The organism is Streptomyces sp. NPDC055103 (assembly GCF_053607625.1).
Map to the genome: position 1 here is coordinate 12,906 of NZ_JBSGTX010000041.1, position 23,761 is coordinate 36,666.

21 protein-coding genes are annotated in these 23,761 nt (G+C 72.6%); 6 read left to right on the top strand and 15 right to left on the bottom strand.

Annotated elements, in window-relative coordinates; all coding sequences use genetic code 11:
* Positions 1-97 precede the first annotated feature (97 nt).
* The 7 genes from galK to ACWFR1_RS24490 form a co-directional block, all read right to left on the bottom strand.
* Entirely contained in the window at positions 98-1,240 is a 1,143-nt protein-coding gene (gene galK, locus ACWFR1_RS24460) for a galactokinase (protein WP_453554518.1), read from the bottom strand.
* Complete coding sequence (gene galE / locus ACWFR1_RS24465; RefSeq protein ID WP_453554520.1) at positions 1,237-2,235, bottom strand: UDP-glucose 4-epimerase GalE; 999 nt, start codon at positions 2,233-2,235, stop codon at positions 1,237-1,239. Before galE ends, galK begins: the two co-directional genes overlap by 4 nt.
* Positions 2,232-3,275, bottom strand: coding sequence for a galactose-1-phosphate uridylyltransferase (gene galT / locus ACWFR1_RS24470; protein WP_453554522.1), 1,044 nt, complete (start codon positions 3,273-3,275; stop codon positions 2,232-2,234). The genes galE and galT overlap by 4 nt, the downstream gene beginning before the upstream one ends.
* Positions 3,276-3,395: 120 nt before the next feature.
* Positions 3,396-4,082, bottom strand: a complete 687-nt coding sequence (locus ACWFR1_RS24475; protein ID WP_453554524.1) for a response regulator transcription factor — start codon at positions 4,080-4,082, stop codon at positions 3,396-3,398.
* Between the two features lie 176 nt (positions 4,083-4,258).
* Positions 4,259-6,124: an outer membrane protein assembly factor BamB family protein gene (locus tag ACWFR1_RS24480; protein WP_453554526.1), complete on the bottom strand. Its 1,866-nt coding sequence runs from the start codon at positions 6,122-6,124 to the stop codon at positions 4,259-4,261.
* A 13-nt stretch (positions 6,125-6,137) separates the two neighbouring features.
* Entirely contained in the window at positions 6,138-8,030 is a 1,893-nt protein-coding gene (locus ACWFR1_RS24485; protein ID WP_453554528.1) for an outer membrane protein assembly factor BamB family protein, read from the bottom strand.
* Positions 8,031-8,176: 146 nt separating this feature from the next.
* A complete protein-coding gene (locus ACWFR1_RS24490) occupies positions 8,177-9,982 on the bottom strand; it encodes an ABC-F family ATP-binding cassette domain-containing protein (protein ID WP_453554530.1) in 1,806 nt (601 codons plus the stop codon).
* A 92-nt stretch (positions 9,983-10,074) separates the two neighbouring features.
* Here ACWFR1_RS24490 and ACWFR1_RS24495 point away from each other — a divergent pair, with 92 nt between their 5' ends.
* Both ACWFR1_RS24495 and ACWFR1_RS24500 read left to right on the top strand, forming a co-directional pair.
* Positions 10,075-10,347: a CopG family transcriptional regulator gene (locus ACWFR1_RS24495; RefSeq protein ID WP_453554532.1), complete on the top strand. Its 273-nt coding sequence runs from the start codon at positions 10,075-10,077 to the stop codon at positions 10,345-10,347.
* On the top strand, positions 10,344-10,763 hold the full coding sequence (locus ACWFR1_RS24500) for a PIN domain-containing protein (protein ID WP_453554534.1): 420 nt from the start codon (positions 10,344-10,346) through the stop codon (positions 10,761-10,763). The genes ACWFR1_RS24495 and ACWFR1_RS24500 overlap by 4 nt, the downstream gene beginning before the upstream one ends.
* Here ACWFR1_RS24500 and ACWFR1_RS24505 read toward each other — a convergent pair.
* From ACWFR1_RS24505 to rsmI, 7 genes are all read right to left on the bottom strand, one after another.
* Positions 10,750-12,042, bottom strand: coding sequence for an acyltransferase family protein (locus ACWFR1_RS24505; RefSeq protein ID WP_453554536.1), 1,293 nt, complete (start codon positions 12,040-12,042; stop codon positions 10,750-10,752). The two genes, ACWFR1_RS24500 and ACWFR1_RS24505, sit on opposite strands and share 14 nt — an antisense overlap.
* Before the next feature lie 148 nt (positions 12,043-12,190).
* A complete protein-coding gene (locus tag ACWFR1_RS24510; RefSeq protein WP_453554538.1) occupies positions 12,191-13,102 on the bottom strand; it encodes a 4-(cytidine 5'-diphospho)-2-C-methyl-D-erythritol kinase in 912 nt (303 codons plus the stop codon).
* Positions 13,099-13,971, bottom strand: a complete 873-nt coding sequence (gene rsmA / locus ACWFR1_RS24515; RefSeq protein WP_453554540.1) for a 16S rRNA (adenine(1518)-N(6)/adenine(1519)-N(6))-dimethyltransferase RsmA — start codon at positions 13,969-13,971, stop codon at positions 13,099-13,101. Before rsmA ends, ACWFR1_RS24510 begins: the two co-directional genes overlap by 4 nt.
* 32 nt (positions 13,972-14,003) lie before the next feature.
* Positions 14,004-15,338 (bottom strand): ubiquitin-like domain-containing protein, encoded by a 1,335-nt coding sequence (locus tag ACWFR1_RS24520; RefSeq protein ID WP_453554542.1) that lies wholly within the window; start codon positions 15,336-15,338, stop codon positions 14,004-14,006.
* Positions 15,339-15,431: 93 nt separating this feature from the next.
* Positions 15,432-16,301, bottom strand: a complete 870-nt coding sequence (locus tag ACWFR1_RS24525) for a TatD family hydrolase (protein WP_453554544.1) — start codon at positions 16,299-16,301, stop codon at positions 15,432-15,434.
* A 41-nt stretch (positions 16,302-16,342) separates the two neighbouring features.
* Positions 16,343-16,768 (bottom strand): hypothetical protein, encoded by a 426-nt coding sequence (locus ACWFR1_RS24530; protein WP_453554546.1) that lies wholly within the window; start codon positions 16,766-16,768, stop codon positions 16,343-16,345.
* A 175-nt stretch (positions 16,769-16,943) separates the two neighbouring features.
* The gene (gene rsmI / locus ACWFR1_RS24535) at positions 16,944-17,804 is read right to left on the bottom strand and encodes a 16S rRNA (cytidine(1402)-2'-O)-methyltransferase (RefSeq protein ID WP_185909558.1); all 861 of its coding nucleotides are present in this window, start codon (positions 17,802-17,804) and stop codon (positions 16,944-16,946) included.
* A gap of 52 nt (positions 17,805-17,856) precedes the next feature.
* Here rsmI and ACWFR1_RS24540 point away from each other — a divergent pair, with 52 nt between their 5' ends.
* Positions 17,857-19,629 carry a dolichyl-phosphate-mannose--protein mannosyltransferase gene (locus ACWFR1_RS24540; RefSeq protein ID WP_453554549.1) on the top strand — a complete coding sequence of 591 codons (1,773 nt, stop codon included), beginning with the start codon at positions 17,857-17,859 and terminating at the stop codon, positions 19,627-19,629.
* Positions 19,630-19,705: 76 nt separating this feature from the next.
* Here the strand turns inward: ACWFR1_RS24540 and ACWFR1_RS24545 are convergent, their stop codons facing one another.
* A complete protein-coding gene (locus ACWFR1_RS24545) occupies positions 19,706-20,449 on the bottom strand; it encodes a class I SAM-dependent methyltransferase (RefSeq protein WP_453554551.1) in 744 nt (247 codons plus the stop codon).
* Between the two features lie 250 nt (positions 20,450-20,699).
* Here ACWFR1_RS24545 and ACWFR1_RS24550 point away from each other — a divergent pair, with 250 nt between their 5' ends.
* Genes ACWFR1_RS24550 through ACWFR1_RS24560 form a run of 3 tightly spaced genes read left to right on the top strand, consistent with a single transcriptional unit; the run spans position 20,700 to position 23,760 of the window.
* A complete protein-coding gene (locus ACWFR1_RS24550; protein ID WP_453554553.1) occupies positions 20,700-22,346 on the top strand; it encodes a penicillin-binding transpeptidase domain-containing protein in 1,647 nt (548 codons plus the stop codon).
* Positions 22,347-22,384: 38 nt separating this feature from the next.
* Positions 22,385-22,912: a YbaK/EbsC family protein gene (locus ACWFR1_RS24555; RefSeq protein ID WP_453554555.1), complete on the top strand. Its 528-nt coding sequence runs from the start codon at positions 22,385-22,387 to the stop codon at positions 22,910-22,912.
* Positions 22,909-23,760, top strand: a complete 852-nt coding sequence (locus tag ACWFR1_RS24560) for an EamA family transporter (protein ID WP_453554557.1) — start codon at positions 22,909-22,911, stop codon at positions 23,758-23,760. The genes ACWFR1_RS24555 and ACWFR1_RS24560 overlap by 4 nt, the downstream gene beginning before the upstream one ends.
* Position 23,761 lies beyond the last annotated feature (1 nt).

Sequence of the window (23,761 nt, forward strand, 5' to 3'; positions counted from 1 at the left end):
TCAGGGTAGGGGCGGGGCGTCGCGGCGGGGGCCGTTTGGCGGAACTGTGCGAAGTCGTCCGTACGTATGGCCGGTTCGTCCGTACGCACGGCCGGGTTCAGAGGCGGCGCGCACCCGCCGCGGGGACGGCGGGGAAGACGCCGGGGGTCGCGTACCCGGCCTCGGCGAAGGCCTTCGCGACGGCGGCGGCGACCTCCTCCGCCCGGTCGGACTCGACCAGGACGACGGCCGAACCGCCGAAGCCGCCGCCCGTCATACGGGCGCCGAGCGCCCCGGCCGCGTTCGCCGCCTCGACCACCAGGTCCAGCTCGGGGCAGGAGACCCGGAGATCGTCCCGGAGGGAGGCATGGCCCTCGGTGAGGACCGGGCCGACGGCCCGGGTGTCCCCGGCGTCGAGGAGCGCGATCACGCGCTCCACCCGGGCGTTGTCCGTGACGACGTGCCGGACGTAGCGCAGAACCGTCTCGTCACTCAGGCGTGCGAGGGATGCGGGTAGGTGCACGGCGCTCACGTCGCGCAGGGCCCGCACGCCGAGCGCCCGCGCACCCGCTTCACAACCGGCGCGCCGCTCCGCGTACGCGCCGTCCCCGAGCGCGTGTTTCACGCGGGTGTCGACGACGAGCAGCCGCAGCCCCTCGGCGGCCAGGTCGAAGGGGACCTGACGGTACGAGAGGTCCCGGGTGTCCAGATGGAGGGCATGGCCCTCCTCCGCGCACGCGGAGGCCATCTGGTCCATGACCCCGCAGGGGACGCCGACGAAGCCGTTCTCCGCGCGCTGGGCGAGCCGCGCCAGCTCGGGCCGGGAGAGCCCGAGGCCGAAGAGGTCGTTCAGGGCGAGCGCCGTGACGACCTCCAGGGCCGCCGAGGACGAGAGCCCCGCGCCCGTCGGCACGGTCGACGCGAGGTGGACGTCCGCGCCCGTCACCGGATGCCCTGCCTCCCGCAGCGCCCAGACGACACCGGCGGGGTAGGCCGCCCAGCCGCCGCCGGAGAGCGGCTCCAGGCCCTCGACCGCCAGCTGGACGATCCCGCCGTCGATGTCGGCGGAGTGCAGGCGGAGGATCCCGTCGTCCCGGCGGGAGACGGCGGCGACGGTGGTGTGCGGCAGGGCGAGCGGCAGCACGAAGCCGTCGTTGAAGTCGGTGTACTCACCGATGAGGTTGACCCGCCCGGGGGCGGCCCACACCCCGTCGGGGGCGGTGCCGTACAGCGCCTCGAAGCCGGCGGCGACGTCGCTCACGGACGGGTCTCCTCTGCGCGGTGGCGGGCGAAGGCCCAGGCGTCGGCGACGACGTCGGCCAGGTCGGGGCGGGACGGCGTCCAGCCGAGCCGCTCGCGCGCGGCGCCGGCGGAGGCGACCAGGGTGGCCGGGTCGCCGGGGCGGCGGGCGGCGGTGATCTCCGGGACCGGGTGGCCGGTGACCTTCCGTACGGTCTCGACGACCTCGCGGACGGAGAAGCCGTTGCCGTTGCCGAGGTTGCAGACCAGGTGCTCCCCCGCCGGCACGGTGCCGGCCGTCATCGCGTCGAGCGCCAGGACATGGGCCTCGGCGAGGTCGGCGACGTGGATGTAGTCGCGGACGCAGGTGCCGTCCGCGGTCGGGTAGTCCTCGCCGTACACGGAGATCGCCTCGCGCTCGCCCAGGGCGACCTGGAGGACGAGCGGGATCAGGTGGGACTCGGGCGCGTGGCGCTCGCCGAGCGCGCCGTACGCCCCGGCCACGTTGAAGTACCGCAGCGAGACGGCGGACAGGCCGTGGGCGGCGCACTCGCCGCCGATCATGTGGTCGACGGCCAGCTTGCTCGCGCCGTACGGGCTGGTGGGCGCGGTCGGCGCGGACTCGGTGATCGGGACGGTCGCCGGCTCGCCGTAGGTCGCGGCGGTGGAGGAGAAGACGAGCTTGCTCACCCCGGCCGCGCGCATGGCGGCGAGCAGGGCCATGGTGCCGCCGACGTTGTTCTCCCAGTACTTCTCGGGCTTGGCGACGGACTCGCCGACCTGGGAGAAGGCGGCGAAGTGCAGCACGCCGTCGAAGGAGCCGTCGAGCCACCGCGCCGCGTCCTGGACGCGGCCCTCGATGAACTCGGCGCCCGCCGGGACGCCTTCGGCGAAGCCCGTGGAGAGGTCGTCGAGGACGGTGACCCGGTGGCCCCGCCCCAGGAGGTGGGCGGCGACCACGCTGCCCACGTATCCGGCCCCGCCCGTCACCAGGTACTTCTTCACGACGTCGGTCACTTGCCTGCCACCTCTCGGATGCGTGCGGCCGCGTCCTCCGGCCGTACGTCGTTCATGAACGCGCCCATGCCGGACTCGGTACCCGCGAGGAACTTCAGCTTGCCGGAGGCCCGTCGGACGGTGAAAAGCTCCAGGTGCAGCCCGAAGTCCTCGCGCCGCCCTTCCGTGAACGGCGCCTGGTGCCAGGCGGCGATGTACGGCGTCGGCGGCTCGTCCGGGCCGAAGAGCCGGTCGAAGCGCCTCAAGAGTTCCAGGTAGACCTGTGCGAACTCTGTGCGGGCGGCCTCGTCGAGGGCGAGCAGGTCGGGCACCCGGCGCTTCGGGTGCAGGTGCACCTCGTACGGCCAGTGGGCCGCGTACGGCACGAAGGCGATCCAGTGCGCGGTCTCCAGGACGACCCGCTCGCCGTCGGCGCGCTCGCGGGCGACGACGTCGTCGAAGAGGTTCCGTCCGGTCGCCGCCCGGTGCTCGTCGAGGCGGCGGCGCATCTGTGCCGTGCGGGGCGTGACGTACGGGAAGGCGTAGATCTGGCCGTGGGAGTGGGGCAGGGTGACGCCGATCTCCTGGCCGCGGTTCTCGAAGCAGTAGACCTGCTCGACGCCGGGCAGCGCGGAGAGTTCGGCGGTCCTGTCGGTCCAGGCGTCGAGGACGAGCCGGGCCCGCTCCTCGGTGAGGTCGGCGAAGGAGGTGGTGTGCTCGTCGGTGAAGCAGACGACCTCGCAGCGGCCGACGCCGCCGGAGAGGGAGGGGAAGCGGTTCTCGAAGACCGCGACCTCGTAGCCCGCGGCGGGGATCTCGCTCTCGTGGCCGTCCTTGCCGGGGCAGAGCGGGCAGGCGTCGGCCGGCGGCTGGTAGGTGCGGGCCTGGCGGTGCGAGGCGACGGCGACGGGGTCACCGGTGAGCTCGTCGTGCCGGATCTCGGAGCGGGAGACGACGGGGGTGAGGGGGCGCGGGTCGACGGCGTCGCGGACGGTGTCGTCGCGCGAGTCGTAGTAGATCAGCTCGCGCCCGTCGGCGAGCGTGGTGACGGTCTTCTTCACGGGGGTGCCCTCCGGGCGGGATCAAACAGAACCACGCACAAAGAATCACATCCAAACATCACCGTCAATGCCGAAGCCCGCCCCCCGGACACCCGGGCGGACGGACATCCGACCGAAGGATTAGGAAAGGGTCCCGCGCTGCGTCGGCACCGCCCGGTCGAGGAGCCCCGTGCGGGCCGCGAGCGCCGCCGCCTCCAGACGCGAACCGACGCCCAGCTTCATCAGGACCCGCTGCACATGCGTCCGCGCCGTGCTCGGCGCGATCCGCATCCCCGCCGCGATCAGCCGGGTGTCCTCCCCCTCCGCGACCCGGACGAGGACCTCCACCTCCCGCTGCGTCAGCAGCCGCAGCAGCCGCTGCCCCTCGTCGTCCTGCCGCACGGAGGGGTTCAGCAGCTCCGCGAAGGCCGCCTGGAGCAGCTGCGGTGCCACCGCCGACTCCCCCGCCCTGGCCTTCACGAGCGCCCGCTCGACGCCCTCGATGCGCTCGTCGTGCCGGACGTACCCCGAGGCCCCGGCCGCGAAGGCCGCCGCGATACCGCGCGGCGACGGCACGGGACCGAGCACCACCACGGCCACCTGCGGCCGCTCCCGCTTGATGCGCACGACCACGTCGAAGGCGCCCGGCTCGGCCGGGGCGGCGGTGCCGAGCAGACACACCTCCGGCGCCCTGCTCACCACGAGCTCCGCCGCACCCGCCACCGGCGCCGCCGCCGCGAGCACCCGGTGCCCGCGCAGCTTCAGCGCCGAGGCCAGCGCCTCGGCGAGCAGTCTGTGGTCGTCCACGACCACGAGGCGTACGCCCATCCCGGTCTTCCCCCATCCTCCGGGCCCGCCGTCACCCGGCACGGCCCGCTCGACCTCGAATTCCTCACCAGACCGCGCGCCACGCAAACGGCCCGGCGCATCGGGGTGAACCGATGCGCCGGGCCGCGCGACTCTTCACGGACACCCGTACGGCGTTCCGTACGGCGTCAGCGAGTTCAGCGGGTGCTGTACGACACCGCCAGAGGCTCCTTGTCGTCCGGCGATGCCGACGCCCGCGGCTTGGAGAGCATCATGGCGGACATGAACACCCTTCCGTCGCGGTACAGGATCTCCGAGTAGTCCGGCGAGAAGGAGTTCTCGATGTCGTTGACCGTGGCGTCCGCCGGATACTCCAGGAGCAGCGTCTCCTTCATGGTGACGCCGTCGATCGAGACGATCCGCCCGCCCTTGTCGTAGGGCGGCGCCTTGTAGGCGATGAGGCTGCCGCCGTCCATGCGGAGCGGGATCAGCGAGTACTTGTCCCCCGCGTCCGCCTTCTCCGGCGCCGTCTGCCCGGTGGCCAGGTCGAAGGCGATGACCTCGTTGGTCTCGTCGCCGTACTCCCCGGTGGAGCCCTCGTGCTCCTCGGTCGGCACGTACAGCCGGTTGTTGCCGACGAGGACCTTGGTGCAGGACTCGACCTTCGTCGAGCGGCAGCGGCCCGCGTACTGGTCGGCGTCCGCCGTGATCTTCGCCTTCAGCTTCCCGGTCTTCTCGTCCAGGGAGAAGAAGTCCGAGATGCCGCTGCCGTCACCGGCGCTGTCGCCGACGTCGGCCGCGACGACCAGCGGCTTGGTGGAGACGATCGACGCGTACTTCACACCCGTGGGCATCTTGTACTGCGAGATCGGCGCGCCCGTCATCGGGTTGAGGTTCTGGATCAGCACGTACTGGGTGTCGTACGGACCGCACTTGCGGACCGCGACGAGACCCTCGCCGCCGCCGTACCCCAGGTCGAAGCAGTCCTGGTCATTGGCCTGCGGCTTCCAGCGCGGGTTGCCGTTGGCGACGTCGAAGGCCGCGCCTCCGTCGTTGCCGCCGGCCGCGACCGTCTTCCCGCTGACCGTGACCTCGCTGAACCGGGCCTTCTGGTCACCGGCGGAACCACCGGTGACCGAGGTGGACCAGAGCAGCTTGCCGGCGTTGAGGTCGACCAGGCCGACCTCGGTGCACTGCTGGTAGTAGCGCGGCGCGACCCGCTTGGCGGCCTCGAAGAGGATCGCCACCTTGTTGTCGGCCGTCACGTGACGCGAGACGCCGCAGATCTGGCCGGTCAGCGGCAGCGTCCAGACGGGCGTGCCCTTGGTGAGGTCGTAGCCGACGAGCGAGTTCACGCCCGTCTTCACGTACGCCTTGTCGGTGACCCAGGAGCCGGAGACGTCGGTGACGTCCGGGACCGCGGGCTTGGGCAGCTGGAACGTCAGCTTCGCCTGGGTCTCGGCCGACGGCTTCTCGCTGCCGCCCCCGCCGGTGCCCTTGGCCTCGCCGCTGCCGCCGCCGTCGCCGGAGCCGCCCTGGGCGGTGCCCTGGGAGGTGCCGGCCGAGGTCTTGGCCTCGTCGTCCTTGCCGCCGCCGCCATCGGAGTTGGCGTACCAGATGCCGGCGCCGACGATCAGGACGACGGCGACCGCCGCCGCGATCACGATCTGGAGCTGCGCCGACAGCTTCTTGCCGCCGGGAGCGGCGACCGGGACCGGGGCGGTCTGCGGGTAGCCGCCGTAGGGCTGCTGCGGCTGGGGCGGGTAGCCGTACGGCGGCGGGACCGGCTGCTGGCCGGGCTGCTGGCCCGGCTGCTGCGGAGCCGTCGGGTAGCTGTACGGGGACTGCTGCGGCGCCGCGGGCGGCTGCTGGGGGTACCCGTAACCCGGCTCAGGCTGCTGGGCCGGAGGCTGCTGGGGGTACCCGTAACCCGGCTCAGGCTGCGGGGCCGAAGGCTGCTGCGGGTACCCGTAACCCGGCGGCTGTGGCGGGGGCGTGGGGGCGCCGAAGCCGCCCTGGGGATCCGGGGGCTGGTTCGGCGGGGGCGGAGGTGGCTGCGTCATCGGTCGGAATACCTCACTTGCTGAACGCCATCATCGTCTTGACCTGCTTCTCTTCCTTGTCGTTCGGAGCGGAGACACGTCCGCTCGTCACGACGAAGGTGCCGCCGCCGTAGGCGAACCCCGGGTCGTAGAAGCTGTTCTCGATCTCGGAGGTCGAGGCCGGGTGCTGGAGCACGATCTTCGGCGCACCGCCGGCCGGGGCGATGGTCGCGACGGCGCCGCCCTTGTCGTACTTCGGGTCGACGTAGACCAGGACCTGGCCGCCCTCCATGCGCAGCGGGATCATCTGCTGCTCGTCGGGCGCCGTGGAACGCCACTTGGGCTTCCCGGTCTTCAGGTCGAAGGCGACGACCTCGTTGGACTTGCCGTACGAGGTCTCGGTGGCCATGTAGAAGGTGTTCGCGTCGGCGGCGACACCCGTGCAGCCCTGGAGGTTCTTGCCGAAGATGACGAAGCTGCCGCCGCAGGACGGGGCGAACTTGTCCTTGCCGCCCTGGATCTGCGAGCGGAGCTTGCCGTTGGCGTCGAGCGCGAAGACGGTCCACTTCTTCTGCTCGCGCTGGGTGGCGGAGACGACCAGCGGGTCGACCGAGTAGACCTTGTCGACCTCCCAGTCGGCCTCCAGCTGGAAGGTGTACTTGGGCTTGCCGTTGGCGGGGTTGACCTCGCCGACGGCCTGGATCTTCTTGCTGGTGCTGCCCGAGGGGCAGTCCATGGCGGCGATCAGCTTGCTGCCGCCCGCGAAGGCGAAGGGCTTGCAGCCGGTGGTGGCGCCCTGGAAGATCTGCTTCCCGTCGGCGAGGGAGAAGCCGTAGGCGGTGCTGGAGCCGGCCGCCGTGACCGTGTTGCCGCTGATGGCCAGGGTGTTGTCGGAGAAGGCGAAGAGACCGGTCGGCTTGGGGACGGACTTCTTCCAGCCCACCTTGCCGGTCTTGAGGTCGATCTGCTGGAGCCCGAGGCACTTGGCGCCGTCCTTGGCGCTGTCGTTGTGCCCGAAGACCATGACGCCACCGGCGGAGGGGGCCGCCGGCGCCGCGCACAGCTCGAACGGCACGTCGACGTGCCACTTCAGGGAGCCGTCGCTCAGGCTGTAGCCGTCGATGCTCTTGTACATCGCCTTGACGACGACGTCGCCGACGATCCACGGGCCGAGGACGTCGGAGCCGTTGCGGGGCAGGTCGACCGTGTTCTTGAGCAGCCAGTTGACCTTGGCCTCGCCCGGCTTGCGGCCGCCGTTGAGGTCGTCGTCGCCGCCCCGCCCGTCGCCCGAGCCGTCGCCCGCGTCCACGGACTCGGTCGGCTTCGGGGCGCCGGAGGCCGACGTCGAGGCGCTCGCGGTCGCGGTCGGCTGCGCGATCGGGTCCTTCTCGTCGTCCCCGCCACCGACGACCGCCCAGGTCGTGACGGCGGCGATCAGGACGGCGCCGGCCGCCACGGCCGCGACGACACCGGTCCGGCCCTTGAGGCCACCGCCGCCGGGGGCGGGCGGCGGGGTCGGCCCACCCTGGTACATGGGCTGCGTGGGGTAACCACCGCCGTACGGGCCGGGCTGCTGGCCGTACGGACCGGGCTGCTGCGGCTGCTGGCCGTAAGGGCCGGGCTGCTGCGGCTGCTGCGGGTAGCCGTAGGGCGGCGGCGTCGGCTGCCCGTACGGACCGGGCTGAGCCGGCTGGCCGGGCTGTTGCGGATACCCGTAACCGGGCTGCTGCGGCTGCTGCGGCGGCTGGCCGTACGGGCCGGGCTGCGGCGGCTGGCCGGGTACTCCCGCCTGCGGGGCCTGCGGCGGCACCGGCGGTGCCTGCGGCGGGCTCGGCGGGACGGGCGGCATGCCCTGACCGGGGACCTGGTTCGGGTCCTGAGGGGCTCCGAAGCCCCCCGGCGGCTGGCTGCTGGGCGGCTGGGTCATCAGCGGTTCCCCCTTGACGTGAGCGGGTTTTCTTTCTACCACTCACGGGGTGGCGCAAAAGCGACCGGTCCGCCCCTTGTACCCAAGGGAGGACCGGCCCGTGATGCCCTTGTTATGCGCCCTGTCGGCTTTCGCTCCGCCCGGCCTCAGGCGTCCTCTGCCAGTTCGAGCCAGCGCATCTCCAACTCCTCGCGCTCCCCGACCAGTTCCCGGAGCTCCGCGTCGAGCTTCGCCACCTTCTCGAAGTCCGTGGCGTTGTCGGCGATCTGCGTGTGCAGCTTCGCCTCCTTCTGGGAGACCTTGTCGAGCTGCCGCTCGACCTTCTGGAGCTCCTTCTTCGCGGCGCGCGCGTCGGCGGCGGAGACGCCCGCCTTCTGCGGCGCGGCCACGGCGGCGGACGCCGGAACGGCCGCCTCGATCATCTTCCGGCGGCGCTCCAGGTACTCGTCGATGCCGCGCGGCAGCATCCGCAGGGTCCGGTCGCCGAGCAGCGCGAGCGTCTTGTCGGTGGTGCGCTCGATGAAGAACCGGTCGTGGGAGATGACGACCATGGAGCCCGGCCAGCCGTCGAGGAGGTCCTCCAGCTGCGTCAGGGTCTCGATGTCGAGGTCGTTGGTGGGCTCGTCGAGGAAGAGGACGTTCGGCTCGTCCATCAGGAGGCGGAGCAGCTGGAGGCGGCGGCGCTCACCGCCGGAGAGGTCGCCGACCGGCGTCCACTGCTTCTCCTTGGTGAAGCCGAACTGCTCGCAGAGCTGGCCGGCCGTCATCTCGCGGCCCTTGCCAAGGTCGACGCGGTCGCGGATCTGCTGCACGGCCTCCAGGACGCGCAGCGTGCCGGGGAGCTCGGTGACGTCCTGCGAGAGGTATGCGAGGCGGACCGTCTTGCCGACGACGACCTTGCCCTTGGCGGGCTGCTGCTCGCCGCCGGAGACGGCGGCGTCGGCGAGGGCGCGCAGGAGTGACGTCTTGCCCGCGCCGTTGACGCCGACGAGACCGATGCGGTCGCCGGGGCCCAGCTGCCAGGTGAGGTGTTCGAGGAGGGTCTTGGGACCGGCGGTGACGGTCACGTCCTCCAGGTCGAAGACCGTCTTGCCGAGGCGGGCGTTGGCGAACTTCATCAGCTCGCTGGTGTCGCGCGGCGGCGGCACGTCGGCGATCAGCTCGTTGGCGGCCTCGATGCGGTAGCGCGGCTTGGACGTACGGGCGGGGGCGCCGCGCCGCAGCCAGGCCAGCTCCTTGCGCATCAGGTTCTGCCGCTTCGTCTCCTCCGTGGCCGCGATCCGCTCGCGCTCGGCGCGGGCGAAGACGTAGTCGGAGTAGCCGCCCTCGTACTCGTGGACGTCACCGCGCTGCACGTCCCACATGCGGGTGCAGACCTGGTCGAGGAACCAGCGGTCGTGGGTGACGCAGACGAGCGCCGAGCGGCGCTCCTGGAGGTGCTTGGCGAGCCAGGCGATGCCCTCGACGTCGAGGTGGTTGGTGGGCTCGTCGAGGACGAGCAGGTCCTGGTCGTCGATGAGGAGCTTGGCGAGGGCGATCCGGCGGCGCTCGCCACCGGAGAGCGGGCCGATGACGGTGTCGAGGCCCTGCTCGAAGCCGGGCAGGTCGAGGCCGCCGAAGAGCCCGGTGAGCACGTCGCGGATCTTGGCGCTGCCGGCCCACTCGTGGTCGGCCATGACACCGATGACCTCGTGCCGGATGGTGGCCTCCGGGTCGAGCGAGTCGTGCTGCGTGAGCACGCCGAGCCGCAGCCCGCCGCTGTGGGTGACCCGCCCGGTGTCCGCCTCCTCCAGCTTCGCGAGCATCCGGATGAGGGTGGTCTTGCCGTCGCCGTTGCGCCCGACGACCCCGATCCGCTCCCCTTCGGAGACGCCGAGCGAGACCCCGTCGAGCAGGGCCCGGGTGCCGTACACCTTGGTGACGGCCTCGACGTTGACGAGGTTGACGGCCACGTTGACTCCTGTGCAGGGGATCGATCGACGTCCCAGGGTACGTCGCCGGGCTTCCCCCGTCCGACGGGTGGCATCGGCGGTAGCATTCCGACATGAGCGAGCCCACCCAGAAGTACTCGATCAGCATGCCCCGGGACCTCGCGGAGGCGGCACGCGCGCGCGGTGGCCCCTCCGGACTCTCAGCCTACGTCGCCGCCGCCGTCGCCCGGCAGATAGAGCGGGACAACCTCAACGAGCTCATCGCCGCCGCCGAGGCCGAGCACGGGCCGGTCACGGACGAAGACATCCAGGCGAAGCGCGAGCAGCTGCGGCGTGCACGTGAGGAACAGGGCACCGCGGCATCCGGCGAGGCGAGTGCGGCGTGACACCGCCCCGTCCCGAGGCCACCCCCGGCGGGACCCTGGTGCTCGACAGCGAGGGACTCGCCAAAGCCGTTCTGCGCGACCGCCAGGTCACGGACTGGCTCGCGGTGGCCCGCGCCGAGGACCTGCGTATCGTGACAAGCGCGGCCACGCTGGTCGAGGTGATGCACCCCCGCATCAACCGGGCCGCCTTGGAGTGGACGCTGTCCCTCCTCGTCATCGAACCCGTGACGGGCGCCGTCGCACGTCAGGCGGCGGCCCTGCTCTCCGAGGCGGGTCTGCACGGCCACAAGTACGCGATCGACGCGATGGTCGCCGCGACGGCCATCGCAGCGACCGGTCCCGTCACCGTGCTGACCTCGGACCCCGAGGACCTGCTGGCCCTCTGCCGCGGCCGCGCGACCGTCATCGCGATCTGATCCGCCCCGCCCGCTCCACCAGGAGCCACCCCGCCAGGGCCAGGCCGACGGCCGCCGGGGCGGTGACGGGGACGGCGATCAGAGTCGCCGAGTGGCCGGTCAGGAGACCCGCGAAGCCCGTCATGGAGAGGCCGAGCACACCCAGCAGGGCCAGGGTGATGCCGAGCGCCGCGACCGGGCCGCCCGACGCGGTGGGCGGAGCCTGCGGGGACGGGGCCTCGAAGCGGCGGAACACGGCGACCAGTACGGCGGTGAGGACGGCCGCCACCGCGATCCTGAGCGGCACCTGCGCCCACCAGGCCCCGGAGGCCGGGTCGGGCAGCTCCAGGCCGAGCCCGAGCATCGCCCCGTACACCCCGAGCATCGCCGTCAGGTGCCACAGGAACGCCGTCATCGCGATCCCGTTGGCGGCGACCACCGCCCGCCACACCCCGGCCCGCGCGACGAACCGCGCCCCCGGCCCCCTCAGGAGCTCGACCGCGCCGACCAGCCACAGGCCGTGGCAGAGCAGGGCGAGGGTCGGCGGGGCCATGTTCGAGACCTTCTCACCGGGCATTCCGACCATCGACAGCGGATACGGGCCGAGGGCCACGAGCGCGGCGGCACCGACGAGGCCCGCGCCGGCGAGCAGCGCGGGGCGGCGGATCATGCCGTCGGCGCGCAGGAAGCCGAGCTGGTGGACCGCCAGCCACACAAACGCGAAGTTCAGGAACTCGACGAACGGCACGTGCGCGGCGAACCGCAGGACGTCCACCGCGACCGCCCCGCCCACGAGCGCGGCGAACGCGCCCCAGCCCCACCGCTCGTGGAGCCGCAGCAGCGGCGGGGTGAAGGCGACCATCGCGAGGTAGATCCCGATGAACCACAGCGGCTGGGTGACGAGCCGCAGCGCGACCCCGGTGAGCCCGCTGTCCGCGCCGAGCAGCTGGAGGACGAGCGCGGCGGCGCCCCACACCGCGACGAAGACCATCGTCGGCCGCAGCAGCCGCTGGAGCCGGGCCCGCAGGAAGGACGCGTAGGCGGGGCGGGAGCGGTGGGCGAGGGCGTGCGAGAAGCCGCCGACGAAGAAGAACACCGGCATCACCTGGAGGACCCAGGTCACGGGCTGGAGCCCGGGCACGACCGCGAGGAGGTTCCCGATCTGCCCGTCGGAGCCGACGACCGCCATCAGCCAGTGCCCGAGCACGACGACCGCGAGCGAGGCGACCCGCAGCAGATCGACGTAGCGGTCCCGGGTCGCGGGGGTCGCGGCGGCGAGGTCACGAGCGCTGATTCCCATGCCCGTACGGTCCCGCGAAGGCCCTGCGGGGTGACAGGGTGCGCGTACTCAGTCGGCCGGTGAGTATCCGGGCCCCGCGCGGGGCACCGCACCGCGGCCCGGCCGCCCCACCCCCCCGTGTGGGCAATCGTCCCGCCGGGCGTGGCGGTCAGGCCGGGAGGATCGTCGCGCCCGTCGCCGGTGACGTCGCCGCGCGGGCCGTGCGGCAGGTGCCCGAGGCGGTCAGGGCCGCCGCGACGGACTCCGCCGCCTCCGCGTCCTTCACGAGGAACGCCGTCGTCGGGCCGGAGCCGGAGACGAGGGCGGCGAGCGCGCCCGCGTCCGTACCGGCCGTCAGGGTCGCCGCGAGCGAGGGCCGCAGGGAGAGCGCCGCCGCCTGGAGGTCGTTGGCGAGGGCGCCCGCGAGGGCGGTGGTGTCGCCGGCGCGCAGGGCGCCCAGGAGGAGCGGGGAAGCGGTCGGGGCGGGGATCTCGGTGCCCTCGGCCAGGCGGTCGAACTCGGCGAACACCGTCGGCGTCGACAGCCCGCCGTCGGCGACCGCGAACACCCAGTGGAAGGTCCCGCCGACCGGGAGCTCCGTGAGCTTCTCCCCGCGCCCGGTGCCGAGCGCCGCCCCGCCGACCAGGCTGAACGGCACGTCGGAGCCCAGTTCCGCGCAGATGTCCAGGAGGTCCGCTCGGGAGGAGTTCAGGCCCCAGAGCTCATCGCAGGCGAGCAGGGCGCCCGCGCCGTCCGCGCTGCCGCCGGCCATGCCGCCGGCGACCGGGATGTCCTTGGTGATGTGCAGGTGCACGTCCGGGGAGATGCCGTGCCGGGCGGCGAGCAGCTCGGCGGCGCGCGCCGCGAGGTTCGTGCGGTCCAGCGGCACCTTGTCGGCGTCGGGACCCTCACAGGTGACGGTCAGCCCGGCGGCCGGGGTCGCCGTCACCTCGTCGTAGAGGGAGACGGCGAGGAAGACGTTGGCCAGGTCGTGGAAGCCGTCGGGGCGGGCGGCGCCGACGGCCAGCTGGACGTTGACCTTGGCGGGGACCCGGACGGTCACGCTGCCGGTGGCGGTCACGCCTTCGCCTCCGCGATCCTCGCGAACTCCTCGACCGTCAGCGCCTCGCCGCGCGCCTGCGGCGAGATCCCGGCCTTGACCAGGGCCTCCTCGGCGGCGGCGGGCGAGCCCGCCCAGGTCGCGAGGGCCGCGCGCAGGGTCTTGCGGCGCTGCGCGAAGGCAGCGTCGACGACCGCGAAGACCTCCTTGCGGGAGGCGGTGGTCGCGAGCGGCTCGGTGCGGCGGACGAGGGAGACGAGACCGGAGTCGACGTTCGGCGCGGGCCAGAAGACGTTGCGGCCGATGGAGCCGGCCCGCTTCACCTCCGCGTACCAGTTCGCCTTGACCGACGGGACGCCGTAGACCTTGTTCCCCGGCTTGGCGGCGAGCCGGTCGGCGACCTCGGCCTGGACCATGACGAGGGTCCGCTCGATGGTCGGGAACCGCTCCAGCATGTGGAGCAGGACCGGCACGGCGACGTTGTACGGCAGGTTGGCGACGAGCGCGGTCGGCGCCGGGCCCGGGAGCTCCTGCACCTGCATGGCGTCGGAGTGGACGAGGGCGAAGCGGTCGGCGCGCGCGGGCATCCTGGCCTGGATCGTGGCCGGGAGCGCGGCGGCGAGGATGTCGTCGATCTCGACGGCCGTCACCCGGTCCGCGGCCTCCAGGAGGGCCAGGGTGAGGGAGCCGAGTCCGGGCCCCACCTCCACGACGACGTCGTCGGGCCGTACCCCGGCCGTGCGGACGATCCGCCGGACGGTGTTGGCGTCGATGACGAAGTTCTGGCCCTTCTGCTTCGTGGGGCGCACGCCGAGGGCGGCGGCCAGCTCACGGATGTCGGCGGGGCCGAGGAGGGCGTCGGGGCTTTCGGGGCCGGTGGTGGTGCTCACCGGTACAGCCTACGGCCCTGTCCGGCGGCCGCTCACTGGTGCAGCCGCCGGCCGCAGTGGGGCCACGGGCTCGCGCCCCGCTGCACGTACAGCTTCTTGGCCCGGAAGGTCTGCTCGGAGGCGGGTGCGTTCTGGGCGGTGCCGGTGCCGCCGAGGGAGCGCCACGTGCCGGGGTCGAACTGGTAGAGCCCGCCGTACGTCCCCGAGGGGTCGACGGCGTTCGGGCGGCCGCCGGACTCGCAGGCGGCGAGCGCGGCCCAGTCGAGGTCGTCGGCGCCCGCGACGGAGGTGGGCAGCGCGCGCGTGCCGACGCGGACCTTGCGGCTGACGGGTTCGCGGACGATCTCCTCGCCGGTCCTGCGGGGCTTCTGCCGGACGCCGTTGACCGTACGCAGGGTGTACGTGACGCGGCGGAGGCCCGCGACGCCCTGCCGTTCGACGACCTCGGTGCCCGCGAAGAGCTCCGGGTCACGGACCTTCTCGACGGCGTACGGGATCGCCTCCTCGCGCGTCTGCCGGGAGCCGGTGATGCGCAGCACGGTGACGGTCTGGCCGTCGCGGGGGAAGGCGTCGGCGGCGACGGAGGTGGTGTCCTGGCCGGAGAGGGTGATCCCGGCCTCGGCGAGGGCCTCGCGGATGGTGGCGGCGTTGGTGCGGACGGCGCGCTCGCGGCCGTCGGCGAGGAAGGTGACCGTCCGCTCGGTGCGGACGTCGAGGGCGAGGCCCTGGCGGGAGATCGGGGCCGCGCGGGAGGCCGAGAGGTAGGCGCCCTCCGCGCGGACGCCGAGCTGGCGCAGCGCCCCCTCGACGGTCCTCGCGGTGGTCCAGATCTGGCGGCGCTGCCCGTCGAGGGTGAGGGCGACGGGCCGTCCGTACCGGACGACGATCTCGTCGCCGTTGGCGAGGGCCTCGCCGGGGGCGGGGGCGACGATGTCGTGGGCGCCGACGGTCAGGCCCTCGTGGGCGAGGAGCTCGTCGACGTCGTCGGCGAAGGTGTGGAGGCTGCGCGGGACGCCGTCGACGGAGAGCCGGACCGCCTTGTCGTTGGCGACGAAGGCGCTGGTGCCGCCGGCGAGGAAGGCGACGACGAGGGCCTGCGGGACGAGCCTTCGCAGTCCGTCCCTGGGCGAGCCGGACGCCTTGCGGCGGCGGGCGGCGCGCCGGGATCCGGCACGGGAGCCGCCCTGGCCGGGGACGACGGCAGGGGCTCCGGCGGCCGGGGCCCCGGCACCGGGAGCTCCGGCGCCCTGCGCGGCCGCTTCCCGGCTGTCTGGGGCGACGAGCGGCGCCGCCTGGGTCGGCTGCTCGTGGACGGGCAGGGTCGCCGCTCGGCGTCCGGCTCGGTGACTGCCCTGGGAAGTACTCACGAGGCCGGGACACTAGCCCCGACGGCGGTCACCCTCCCGGACAATCCGACTACGACACGTAACCGTTATGCATCAGTGACCAGTCGCGCACGATCAGTAGTCGAAGGCGCGGGCGGTGTTGACGGCGATCGCCTCGGCGAGGTCGTTCTCCCCGATCCCGCGCACGGCCGCCATGGCCCGGACGGTGACCGGGATCAGGTACGGGGCGTTGGGGCGGCCCCGGTAGGGCGCCGGAGTGAGGAAGGGGGCGTCGGTCTCGACGAGGACGAGTTCCAGCGGGGCGACGGCGAGCGCGTCCCGCAGCGGCTGGGCGTTCTTGAAGGTGACGTTGCCGGCGAAGGACATGTAGTAGCCCTTGGCGGCGCAGATCTCGGCCATGACGGCGTCGCCGGAGTAGCAGTGGAAGACGGTCCGCTCGGGGGCGCCCTCCTCGTCGAGGACGCGGAGCACGTCGGCGTGGGCCTCGCGGTCGTGGATGACGAGCGTCTTGCCGTGGCGCTTGGCGATCTCGATGTGGGCGCGGAAGGAACGCTCCTGCGCGGCCATGCCCTCGGGGCCGGTGCGGAAGAAGTCCAGGCCGGTCTCGCCGACGCCGAGGACGTGCGGCAGGGCGGCGAGCCGGTCGATCTCGGCGAGCGCGTCGTCGAGGGCGGCGTCCCCGCCGCCCTCCCGCGCCCCCTGGCGGGACCAGCCATCCGGGTCGCCCAGGACGATCCGGGGGGCTTCGTTGGGGTGCAGGGCGACGGCCGCGTGCACGCGGTCGTGGGCGGCGGCGGTCTCGGCGGCCCACTGCGAGCCCTTCACGTCACAGCCGACCTGGACGACCGTGGTCACCCCGACGGCGGCGGCCTTGACCAGGGCCTCCTCGACGGTCCCGGACTGCATGTCCAGGTGGGTGTGCGAGTCCGCGACCTCCACGAGGAGGGGTTCGGGCAGCGGCGGCGGGGCGTCCTTGGCACTCATGGCCCCGATCGTACGAGGGCCACGAGTGCCGGCGCGCGCGGTTACTCGTGCTTACGGAAAGGATGCAGGAGGTCGGAGAGGTGCCAGTGGTGCGGCACCGGCGGGGTCTCCGGGCCCGTGGTGTCCTCGGTCAGCTCCTGCCCGATGGGCCCGGCCATCGAGACGGGCTTGGTCGCCTTCGCCCCGTGCTGGTGCTTCTCCGTCGCGGCGATCAGGTCGAGCACCGACGACACCTGTCCCGCGCGCATGATCCTGACGACGTGACCGCCGCAGTTCATGCAGGTGGGACTGGACAGCGGGGACGGGACCCGCTCCCCGTCGGCCTTGTAGACGACGAATTCCTGGCCGGCGGCGTCGACGTGGTGCTCGATGTCGTACGCCTGCTCCCAGCCGTATCCACAGCGCATGCAGGCGAAGGCGTACGCCTCATGGGCGACGGATATGCCGGTGCCGGTGATCTCGCTCATGCCAGCTCCTCTCCACTGATCAGTGGACGCCTTTTCGGGCCGGAGCGCATCAGCAGGAGACGAACCATGGAAGGCTTTTGGCTCTTCCCTTGCCAAGCGCCCTGCGAAGAGTCCCGGCGCCGGGTCCGGCTTTGCCTTTCAGGTTAGTCCTTTGCGTTTACCAGGACCCCTCCAGTCAGCCCTTTGCCGCGTTCTTTGCCGCGACGACCGCATCGAACACCTCGCGCTTGGGCAGCCCCGCCTCGGCCGCGACCGCGACGATCGCCTCCTTGCGCCGCTCCCCCGCCTCCTCGCGCACCTGCACCCTGCGCACCAGCTCCGCCGCGTCGAGTTCGCCGGGTCCGGCTTCCGGGGCGCCCTCGACGACGACGGTGATCTCGCCCCGTACGCCCTCGGCGGCCCAGGCCGCGAGCTCGGCGAGCGGGCCGCGCTTGACCTCCTCGTACGTCTTGGTCAGCTCGCGGCAGACGGCGGCGCGGCGCTCGGCGCCGAAGACCTCGGCCATCGCGGCGAGCGTGTCGTCGAGCCGGTGCGGGGCCTCGAAGTAGACGAGGGTGCGACGCTCGTCGGCGACCTCGCGGAGCCGGCCGAGGCGCTCGCCGGCCTTCCTCGGCAGGAAGCCCTCGAAGCAGAAACGGTCCACGGGCAGCCCGGAGAGGGCGAGCGCGGTGAGCACGGCGGACGGGCCGGGGACGGCCGTGACCTTGATGTCCTGCTCGACGGCGGCGGCGACCAGGCGGTAGCCGGGGTCCGAGACGGACGGCATGCCCGCGTCGGTGACGAGCAGCACACGGGCGCCGCCCACCAGCGCCTCGACCAGCTCGGGCGTACGGGCGGACTCGTTGCCCTCGAAGTACGAGACGACCCGTCCCGAGGTGTGGATCCCGAGGGCGCGGGTCAGGCCGCGCAGCCTCCGGGTGTCCTCGGCGGCCACGATGTCCGCGCTCTGCAGCTCGGTGGCGAGTCGGGGCGGAGCGTCCGCGATGTCACCGATGGGGGTCCCTGCGAGTACCAGCGTTCCTGTCACACAGGACATCCTCCCAGCCCGGACAGGCGACGCGCACAGGCGCGTTCCCTACGATGGCGCGGTGACCAGTACCGCACCCGAGGCCCTGGAGGGCCAGCACCCCATGGCAGAGCCCGTGGCAGAGCCCTCTTCGTGGCAGCAGAGGCTGCGGCGCTTCGGCTACGCGCCCCGCGCCGAGAACCCCGCTCCCCTCGGGCTGCGGGAGCGGCTCGACCCGCCGTACGCCCGTCCTTCGGCGCGCGTCCGGTCGCTCCTCGGCCTCGGCCCGGGACCGGCCGACCGGCTGTGGCGGCTGCTGGCCTGGGGCGGTCCGCTCCTGGTCACGGCGGTCGCCGGGCTGCTGAGGTTCTGGAACCTGGGCAAGCCGCACGCGGTGATATTCGACGAGACGTACTACGCCAAGGACTCGTGGGCCCTGATCAACCAGGGGTACGAGGGGGCCTGGCCGAAGGACATCGACAAGACGATCCTGAAGGACCCGGGCTCGGTGCTCGTCCCGACCGACCCGGGGTACGTCGTCCATCCCCCGATGGGCAAATGGGTCATCGGGCTCGGCGAGAGGATCTTCGGCTTCGAGCCCTTCGGCTGGCGCTTCATGGTGGCGCTGCTCGGCACGCTGTCGGTGCTGCTGCTGTGCCGGATCGGCCGGCGGCTCTTCCGCTCGACGTTCCTTGGCTGTCTGGCGGGCCTGCTGCTCGCCGTCGACGGACTGCACTTCGTGATGAGCCGTACGGCGCTCCTCGACCAGGTGCTGATGTTCTTCGTGCTCGCCTCCTGCGGCTGCCTCGTCGTCGACCGTGACCGCAACCGGAAACGGCTGGCGGCGGCGTTGCCCGAGGACGAGGAGGGGGTGCTGCGGCCCGACGCGGAGATCGCGGAGACCCTGCGCATGGGGTGGCGGCCGTGGCGGATCGCGGCCGGCGTGATGCTGGGTCTCGCGGCGGCGACCAAGTGGAACGGCCTGTACGTCATGGTGGCGTTCGGCCTGATGACGGTCCTGTGGGACGTGGCGGGCCGCCGCACGGGCGGCGCCGTCCGCCCGCACCTCGCGGTGCTCAAGAAGGACCTGGTCCCGGCGTTCGTGTCGGTGGTGCCGGTGGCGATCGCCACGTACCTGGCGACCTGGACGGGCTGGATCGTCTCGAACGAGCCGGGCGACAGGGGCTACTTCCGCGACTGGGCCGCCAAGCAGGACAAGCTGCCGGGCGGCGGGGACAGCACCTGGAGCTGGCTGCCGGACTGGCTGCGCAGCCTGTGGCACTACGAGTCCGAGGTCTACTCGTTCCACGTGGGCCTGACCTCGCCGCACACCTACGAGTCGAACCCCTGGTCCTGGATCGTGCTCGGCCGCCCCGTCTCGTACTTCTACGAGTCCCCGGCCCCCGGCACCGGCGGCTGCCCGGCCACCGCCAAGGAGAAGTGCGCCCAGGAGGTCCTGGCCCTCGGCACCCCGCTCCTGTGGTGGGCGGCCTGCTTCGCCATCCTGTACGTCCTGTGGCGCTGGGCCTTCCGCCGCGACTGGCGCGCGGGCGCGATCGCCTGCGCGATCGCGGCCGGCTGGGTCCCGTGGTTCCTCTACCAGGAACGCACGATCTTCCTTTTCTACGCGGTCGTCTTCGTGCCTTTCCTGTGTCTGGCGGTGGCCATGATGCTGGGCGCGATCATCGGCCCCCGGGGATCATCGGAAAGGCGCCGGACTTTCGGCGCGGTGGCGGCGGGATGTCTCGTCCTGTTGATCGTCTGGAATTTCATCTACTTCTGGCCGATCTACACGGGCACGCCCATTCCGATAGACCAATGGCGGGGCCGGATGTGGCTCGACACGTGGATCTGACCGCGTGAAGACACCAAGAGGGCGCGACCACCGGTCGCGCCCTCTTCGTCGTCCGGCTCAGCCGCTGTCGTCAGGCTCAGCCGCTGATGAATCTGCGGGGTGTGCCCTGGCGGTCCGCCGGTTCGGGCTCCGTGGGGGCGTAGGGGGCGGAGAACAGTGCGAGGACGCCGGGGTGGACGGCGGTCAGGGGCATCCGGCCGTTCTCGGCGGCCGCCGTGCGGAGCCGCTCGTCGGCGGCGAGCCGGTCGCCGTTGACGTAGAGGAAGGCGTTCTGCGCGTACCAGGGCTCGATCGCCGGGTCGTCCCACAAGCGGGTGCGCAGGCAGTCGACGAGCTCGTAGCCCCACTGCTCGAAACGCCCGCGCCAGTACGGCGGCCACTGTTCGTTGCGGTGGTCCGTGCCGGTCTGGCCGGGGATCGCGGCGGAGAAGAGGACGACGTCCGCGAGGGAGCACAGGTCACCGACCAGGGAGTCCGCGCGGGCCGCGTCGAAGTGCTCCGCGGCCTCCAGGCACATCGCCAGGTCGAACCGCCGGTCCAGGCGCAGCGGGTAGCCGAGGTCCTGCTCCCTGAAGCAGTCCGGGGGGATGCGCAGCGCGTCGGCGGACACCCAGGGGCCGTCGACGCCCAGGACCTCCTTCGCCCCCAGGTCCCGCGCGGTGGCCAGCCAGGAGCCCGTGCCGCAGCCCACGTCCACCACGCTCGACGGCCTGACGAGGTCGAAGACCAGCGGCAGCACGGACTCGGCGGAGCGCCGCGAGCCGTCCTGCTGGCCGGCGTAGAACCACGCGCCGTACGTACTCGTAGAGGCAACGCCCATCAGACATCTCCTAGCCGCCGGCAGCCTTGACGCCCGAAGATTCCCAGAGGTTTCCGGCATTGCGCGTGCGCCGCGCGAGAGCGGCGGACGCGCCGATTCCGATAGAGCAACCGGTGCGGGCAACCAGTGCCGGCACCCGTCGGAGCAATCGGTACCCCCGCCTCCTTGTGACACATGTGGCAATAGTTGCTCGACACACCGAAGGGACACTGCTTGACTGGACGGCCACCTGGGGAGGGGAGGCGCAGCCATGCGCAGTGGGGCGAAGACAGCGATCGTCGGGGGCGTGTTCCTCGTCGTGGCCGGCGGTGTCGGATACGGGGGGCTCAACCTCTACAACGGGATCACGGGCGGCGACACGACCGTCGGGACCCGTTCCGACGGCGCGCCGAAGACCGGGCCCGTCACCGGCGACGAGGTGACGACGACCGCGAAGGAGTTCCTCGCGGCCTGGGCCGCCGGCGAGGCGGAGAAGGCCGGGCAGCTGACGAACGACCCGGTCACCGCCGGGCCCGCCGTGGCGGCCTACCGCGACGGCGCGAGCGTCTCGGAGGCCGAGATCACGCCGGGGGCGCCCGTCGGACCGACGGTGCCCTTCACGGTGAAGGCGACGATCACGTACAAGGGCGTGTCGAAGCCCTGGACGTACGACTCCGAGCTGACCGTCGTCCGTGGCCAGACCACCGGCCGGCCGCTGGTGAAGTGGGCGCCGTCGGTGCTGCACCCGAAGCTGCTGACCGCCGAGGCGACGGTGCGGACGGGTGTCGCGAAGTCGCCTTCGGTGAAGGCCGTCGACCGGAACGGCAAGGAGCTGACGGCGGAGACTTACCCCTCGCTGAGGCCGATCCTGGACGAGCTGCGCAAGCGGTACGGGGCGAAGGCGGGCGGCGAGACCGGCATCGAGACGTGGATCGACTCGGGCAGCTCGTCCGTGGCCGACTCCACCCTCCTCGTCCTGTCGAAGGGCAAGCCGGGCACGCTGAAGACCACCATCGACGCGGGCGTGCAGGCGGCGGCCGAGAAGGCGGTCAAGGTGTACGGGAACGCCTCGGTAGCGGCGATAGAGCCGTCCACGGGTGCGATACGGGCGGTGGCCAACAACCCGGCCACCGAATACAACACCGCCTTCCGCGGAGCCCAGGCCCCCGGTTCCACGATGAAGATCGTCACGGCGGCGATGATGATGCAGAACGGCATCGCGACGCCCGACAGCAAGGTCGAGTGTCCGTCCGACGTCGTGTCGCGGAGCACCACCTTCGAGAACCTCAAGAGGTTCAGCATCACCAACGGCACCCTCGCCGAGTCGTTCCGCCGCTCCTGCAACACCGCCTTCATCAAGGCGGTCCCTGCCCTCAATGACAAGGGCATCGAGAACACCGCCCTCGGCGACACCGCCCGCGACTCCTTCGGCATCGGCCAGAGCTGGGCGGTGGGCGTCCCGGCGGCGGACGGCAGCGTCCCCGAGTCGGCCGGCAGCGAGACGCCCGCCTCGTACATCGGCCAGGGCAGGATCACGATGAGCGCCCTGAACGTCGCCTCGCTCTCCGCGACCGTGAAGAACGGCGGCTTCCTCCAGCCGTACCTGGTGGCGAAGGAGCTCGACGACCGGGAGTTCGCCCAGGCCGACCGGCTCTCCCCCGCGGTCGCCTCGGGGCTCCAGCGGATGATGAAGGAGACGGCGACGATGTCGGACGGCACCGCGTTCCGCGCGATGTCGGGGCTCGCCCGCCCGAAGGGCGCGAAGACCGGCTCCGCCGAGGTCGACGGCCAGGGCAAGTCCAACAGCTGGTTCACCGGCTACTCGGGCGACCTCGCGGCGGCGGCGGTCGTCGAGGAGGGCGGTCACGGCAGCGACGCGGCGGGCCCCGTGGTCGCGCAGGTCCTGAAGGCCGGCTGACCGGTCGCCGCGCCGACCGCCCCTCGAAACCCGGTCGCATGGCCCGTACACCTACCGCTAGCGTGCGGGCCATGACCACAGCTGACGAGAGCTCCCTCGCGCACCCCCAGTTCGCCGCCGCCCTCCGGGAGTTGGGCCTCGACGTCGAGGTCCGCCGCTTCCCGGAGGACACCCGCACCGCCCAGCAGGCCGCCGAGGCCATCGGCTGCGAGGTCGCCGAGATCGTGAAGTCGCTGATCTTCGCCGCCGACGGGGTGCCGGTCCTCGTCCTGATGGACGGCGCCTCGCGGGTGGACGTCGAGCTCGTACGGCGGGAGCTGTGCGCCGGGAAGGTCACCCGGGCCGACGCGAAGGTCGTCCGGGAGACCACCGGGTACGCGATCGGGGGCGTCCCGCCCTTCGGTCACCGCACGCGTACCCGGGTCCTCGCCGATCGGGGCATCCTCGAACACGACCTCGTGTGGGCGGCGGCGGGCACCCCCCGCACGGTCTTCGCGCTGGACCCGAAGACGCTGGTCGCCCACGCCGGCGCCACCCTCGTGGACGTGCGCGAGACCTCGGCGTGACACCGCTCGTCACCCTCGCGGTCCTCGTCGCCGCCGTCACGCACGCGAGCTGGAACGCGATCGCGCACCACATCAAGGAGCAGTTGCTCTCCTTCACGCTGATCTCCGGCGGCGGGGCGCTGATCGGCCTGGTCACGGCCGTCTTCGTGCCGCTCCCGGCGGCGGGCGCCTGGCCGTACCTCGTCTCCTCCGCGCTCCTCCACATCGGCTACTACGCCCTGCTGATGCGCTCGTTCACGCTGGGCGACTTCGGGCAGATGTATCCGATCGCCCGCGGTACGGCCCCGCTCGTCGTGACCGTCCTCGCGGCGGTCCTCCTCGACGAGGTGCCGGGCGGCTGGCAGTTGCTCGGGGTGGCGGTGGCGTGCGCGGGCCTGACGGGCCTCGCCCTGTGGGGCATCCGGGGCAAGGACAGCCGCCCGCACTGGCCGGCGCTGCTCGCCGCCGGCGCGACGGGCCTGTCGATCGCGCTCTACACGGTCGTCGACGGCGTCGGCGTCCGCGCCTCCGGCACGTCGCTCGGCTACATCGCGTGGCTGATGATCCTCCAGGGCCTGGTGATCCCCGCGTACGCCCTGTGGACGCGGCGGGCGGCCCTCCTTCCCCGACTCCGCCCGTACGCGGGCCTGGGCCTCGTCGGCGCGCTCCTCTCCGTCTCGGCGTACGCGCTCGTCCTGTGGGCCCAGACGAAGGCGCCGCTGGCCCCGATCGCGGCGCTCCGCGAGTCCTCGATCATCGTGGGCGCGGCGATCGGCGCGCTCTTCTTCAAGGAACGCTTCGGCGGGCCGCGGGTCGCGGCGGCGGGCCTGATGGCCATCGGCATCGGCCTGATGCTTCAGGCCGGGTGAC

Coding starts and splice junctions, on each gene's coding strand:
- ACWFR1_RS24475 (WP_453554524.1), bottom strand. CDS start 4,082: ATGGGCGTACGCCTCGTGGTCGTGGACGACCACAGACTGCTCGCCGAG.
- ACWFR1_RS24480 (WP_453554526.1), bottom strand. CDS start 6,124: ATGACGCAGCCACCTCCGCCCCCGCCGAACCAGCCCCCGGATCCCCAG.
- ACWFR1_RS24485 (WP_453554528.1), bottom strand. CDS start 8,030: ATGACCCAGCCGCCCAGCAGCCAGCCGCCGGGGGGCTTCGGAGCCCCT.
- ACWFR1_RS24495 (WP_453554532.1), top strand. CDS start 10,075: ATGAGCGAGCCCACCCAGAAGTACTCGATCAGCATGCCCCGGGACCTC.
- ACWFR1_RS24505 (WP_453554536.1), bottom strand. CDS start 12,042: ATGGGAATCAGCGCTCGTGACCTCGCCGCCGCGACCCCCGCGACCCGG.
- ACWFR1_RS24525 (WP_453554544.1), bottom strand. CDS start 16,301: ATGAGTGCCAAGGACGCCCCGCCGCCGCTGCCCGAACCCCTCCTCGTG.
- ACWFR1_RS24530 (WP_453554546.1), bottom strand. CDS start 16,768: ATGAGCGAGATCACCGGCACCGGCATATCCGTCGCCCATGAGGCGTAC.
- rsmI (WP_185909558.1), bottom strand. CDS start 17,804: ATGTCCTGTGTGACAGGAACGCTGGTACTCGCAGGGACCCCCATCGGT.
- ACWFR1_RS24545 (WP_453554551.1), bottom strand. CDS start 20,449: ATGGGCGTTGCCTCTACGAGTACGTACGGCGCGTGGTTCTACGCCGGC.
- ACWFR1_RS24550 (WP_453554553.1), top strand. CDS start 20,700: ATGCGCAGTGGGGCGAAGACAGCGATCGTCGGGGGCGTGTTCCTCGTC.
- ACWFR1_RS24555 (WP_453554555.1), top strand. CDS start 22,385: ATGGCCCGTACACCTACCGCTAGCGTGCGGGCCATGACCACAGCTGAC.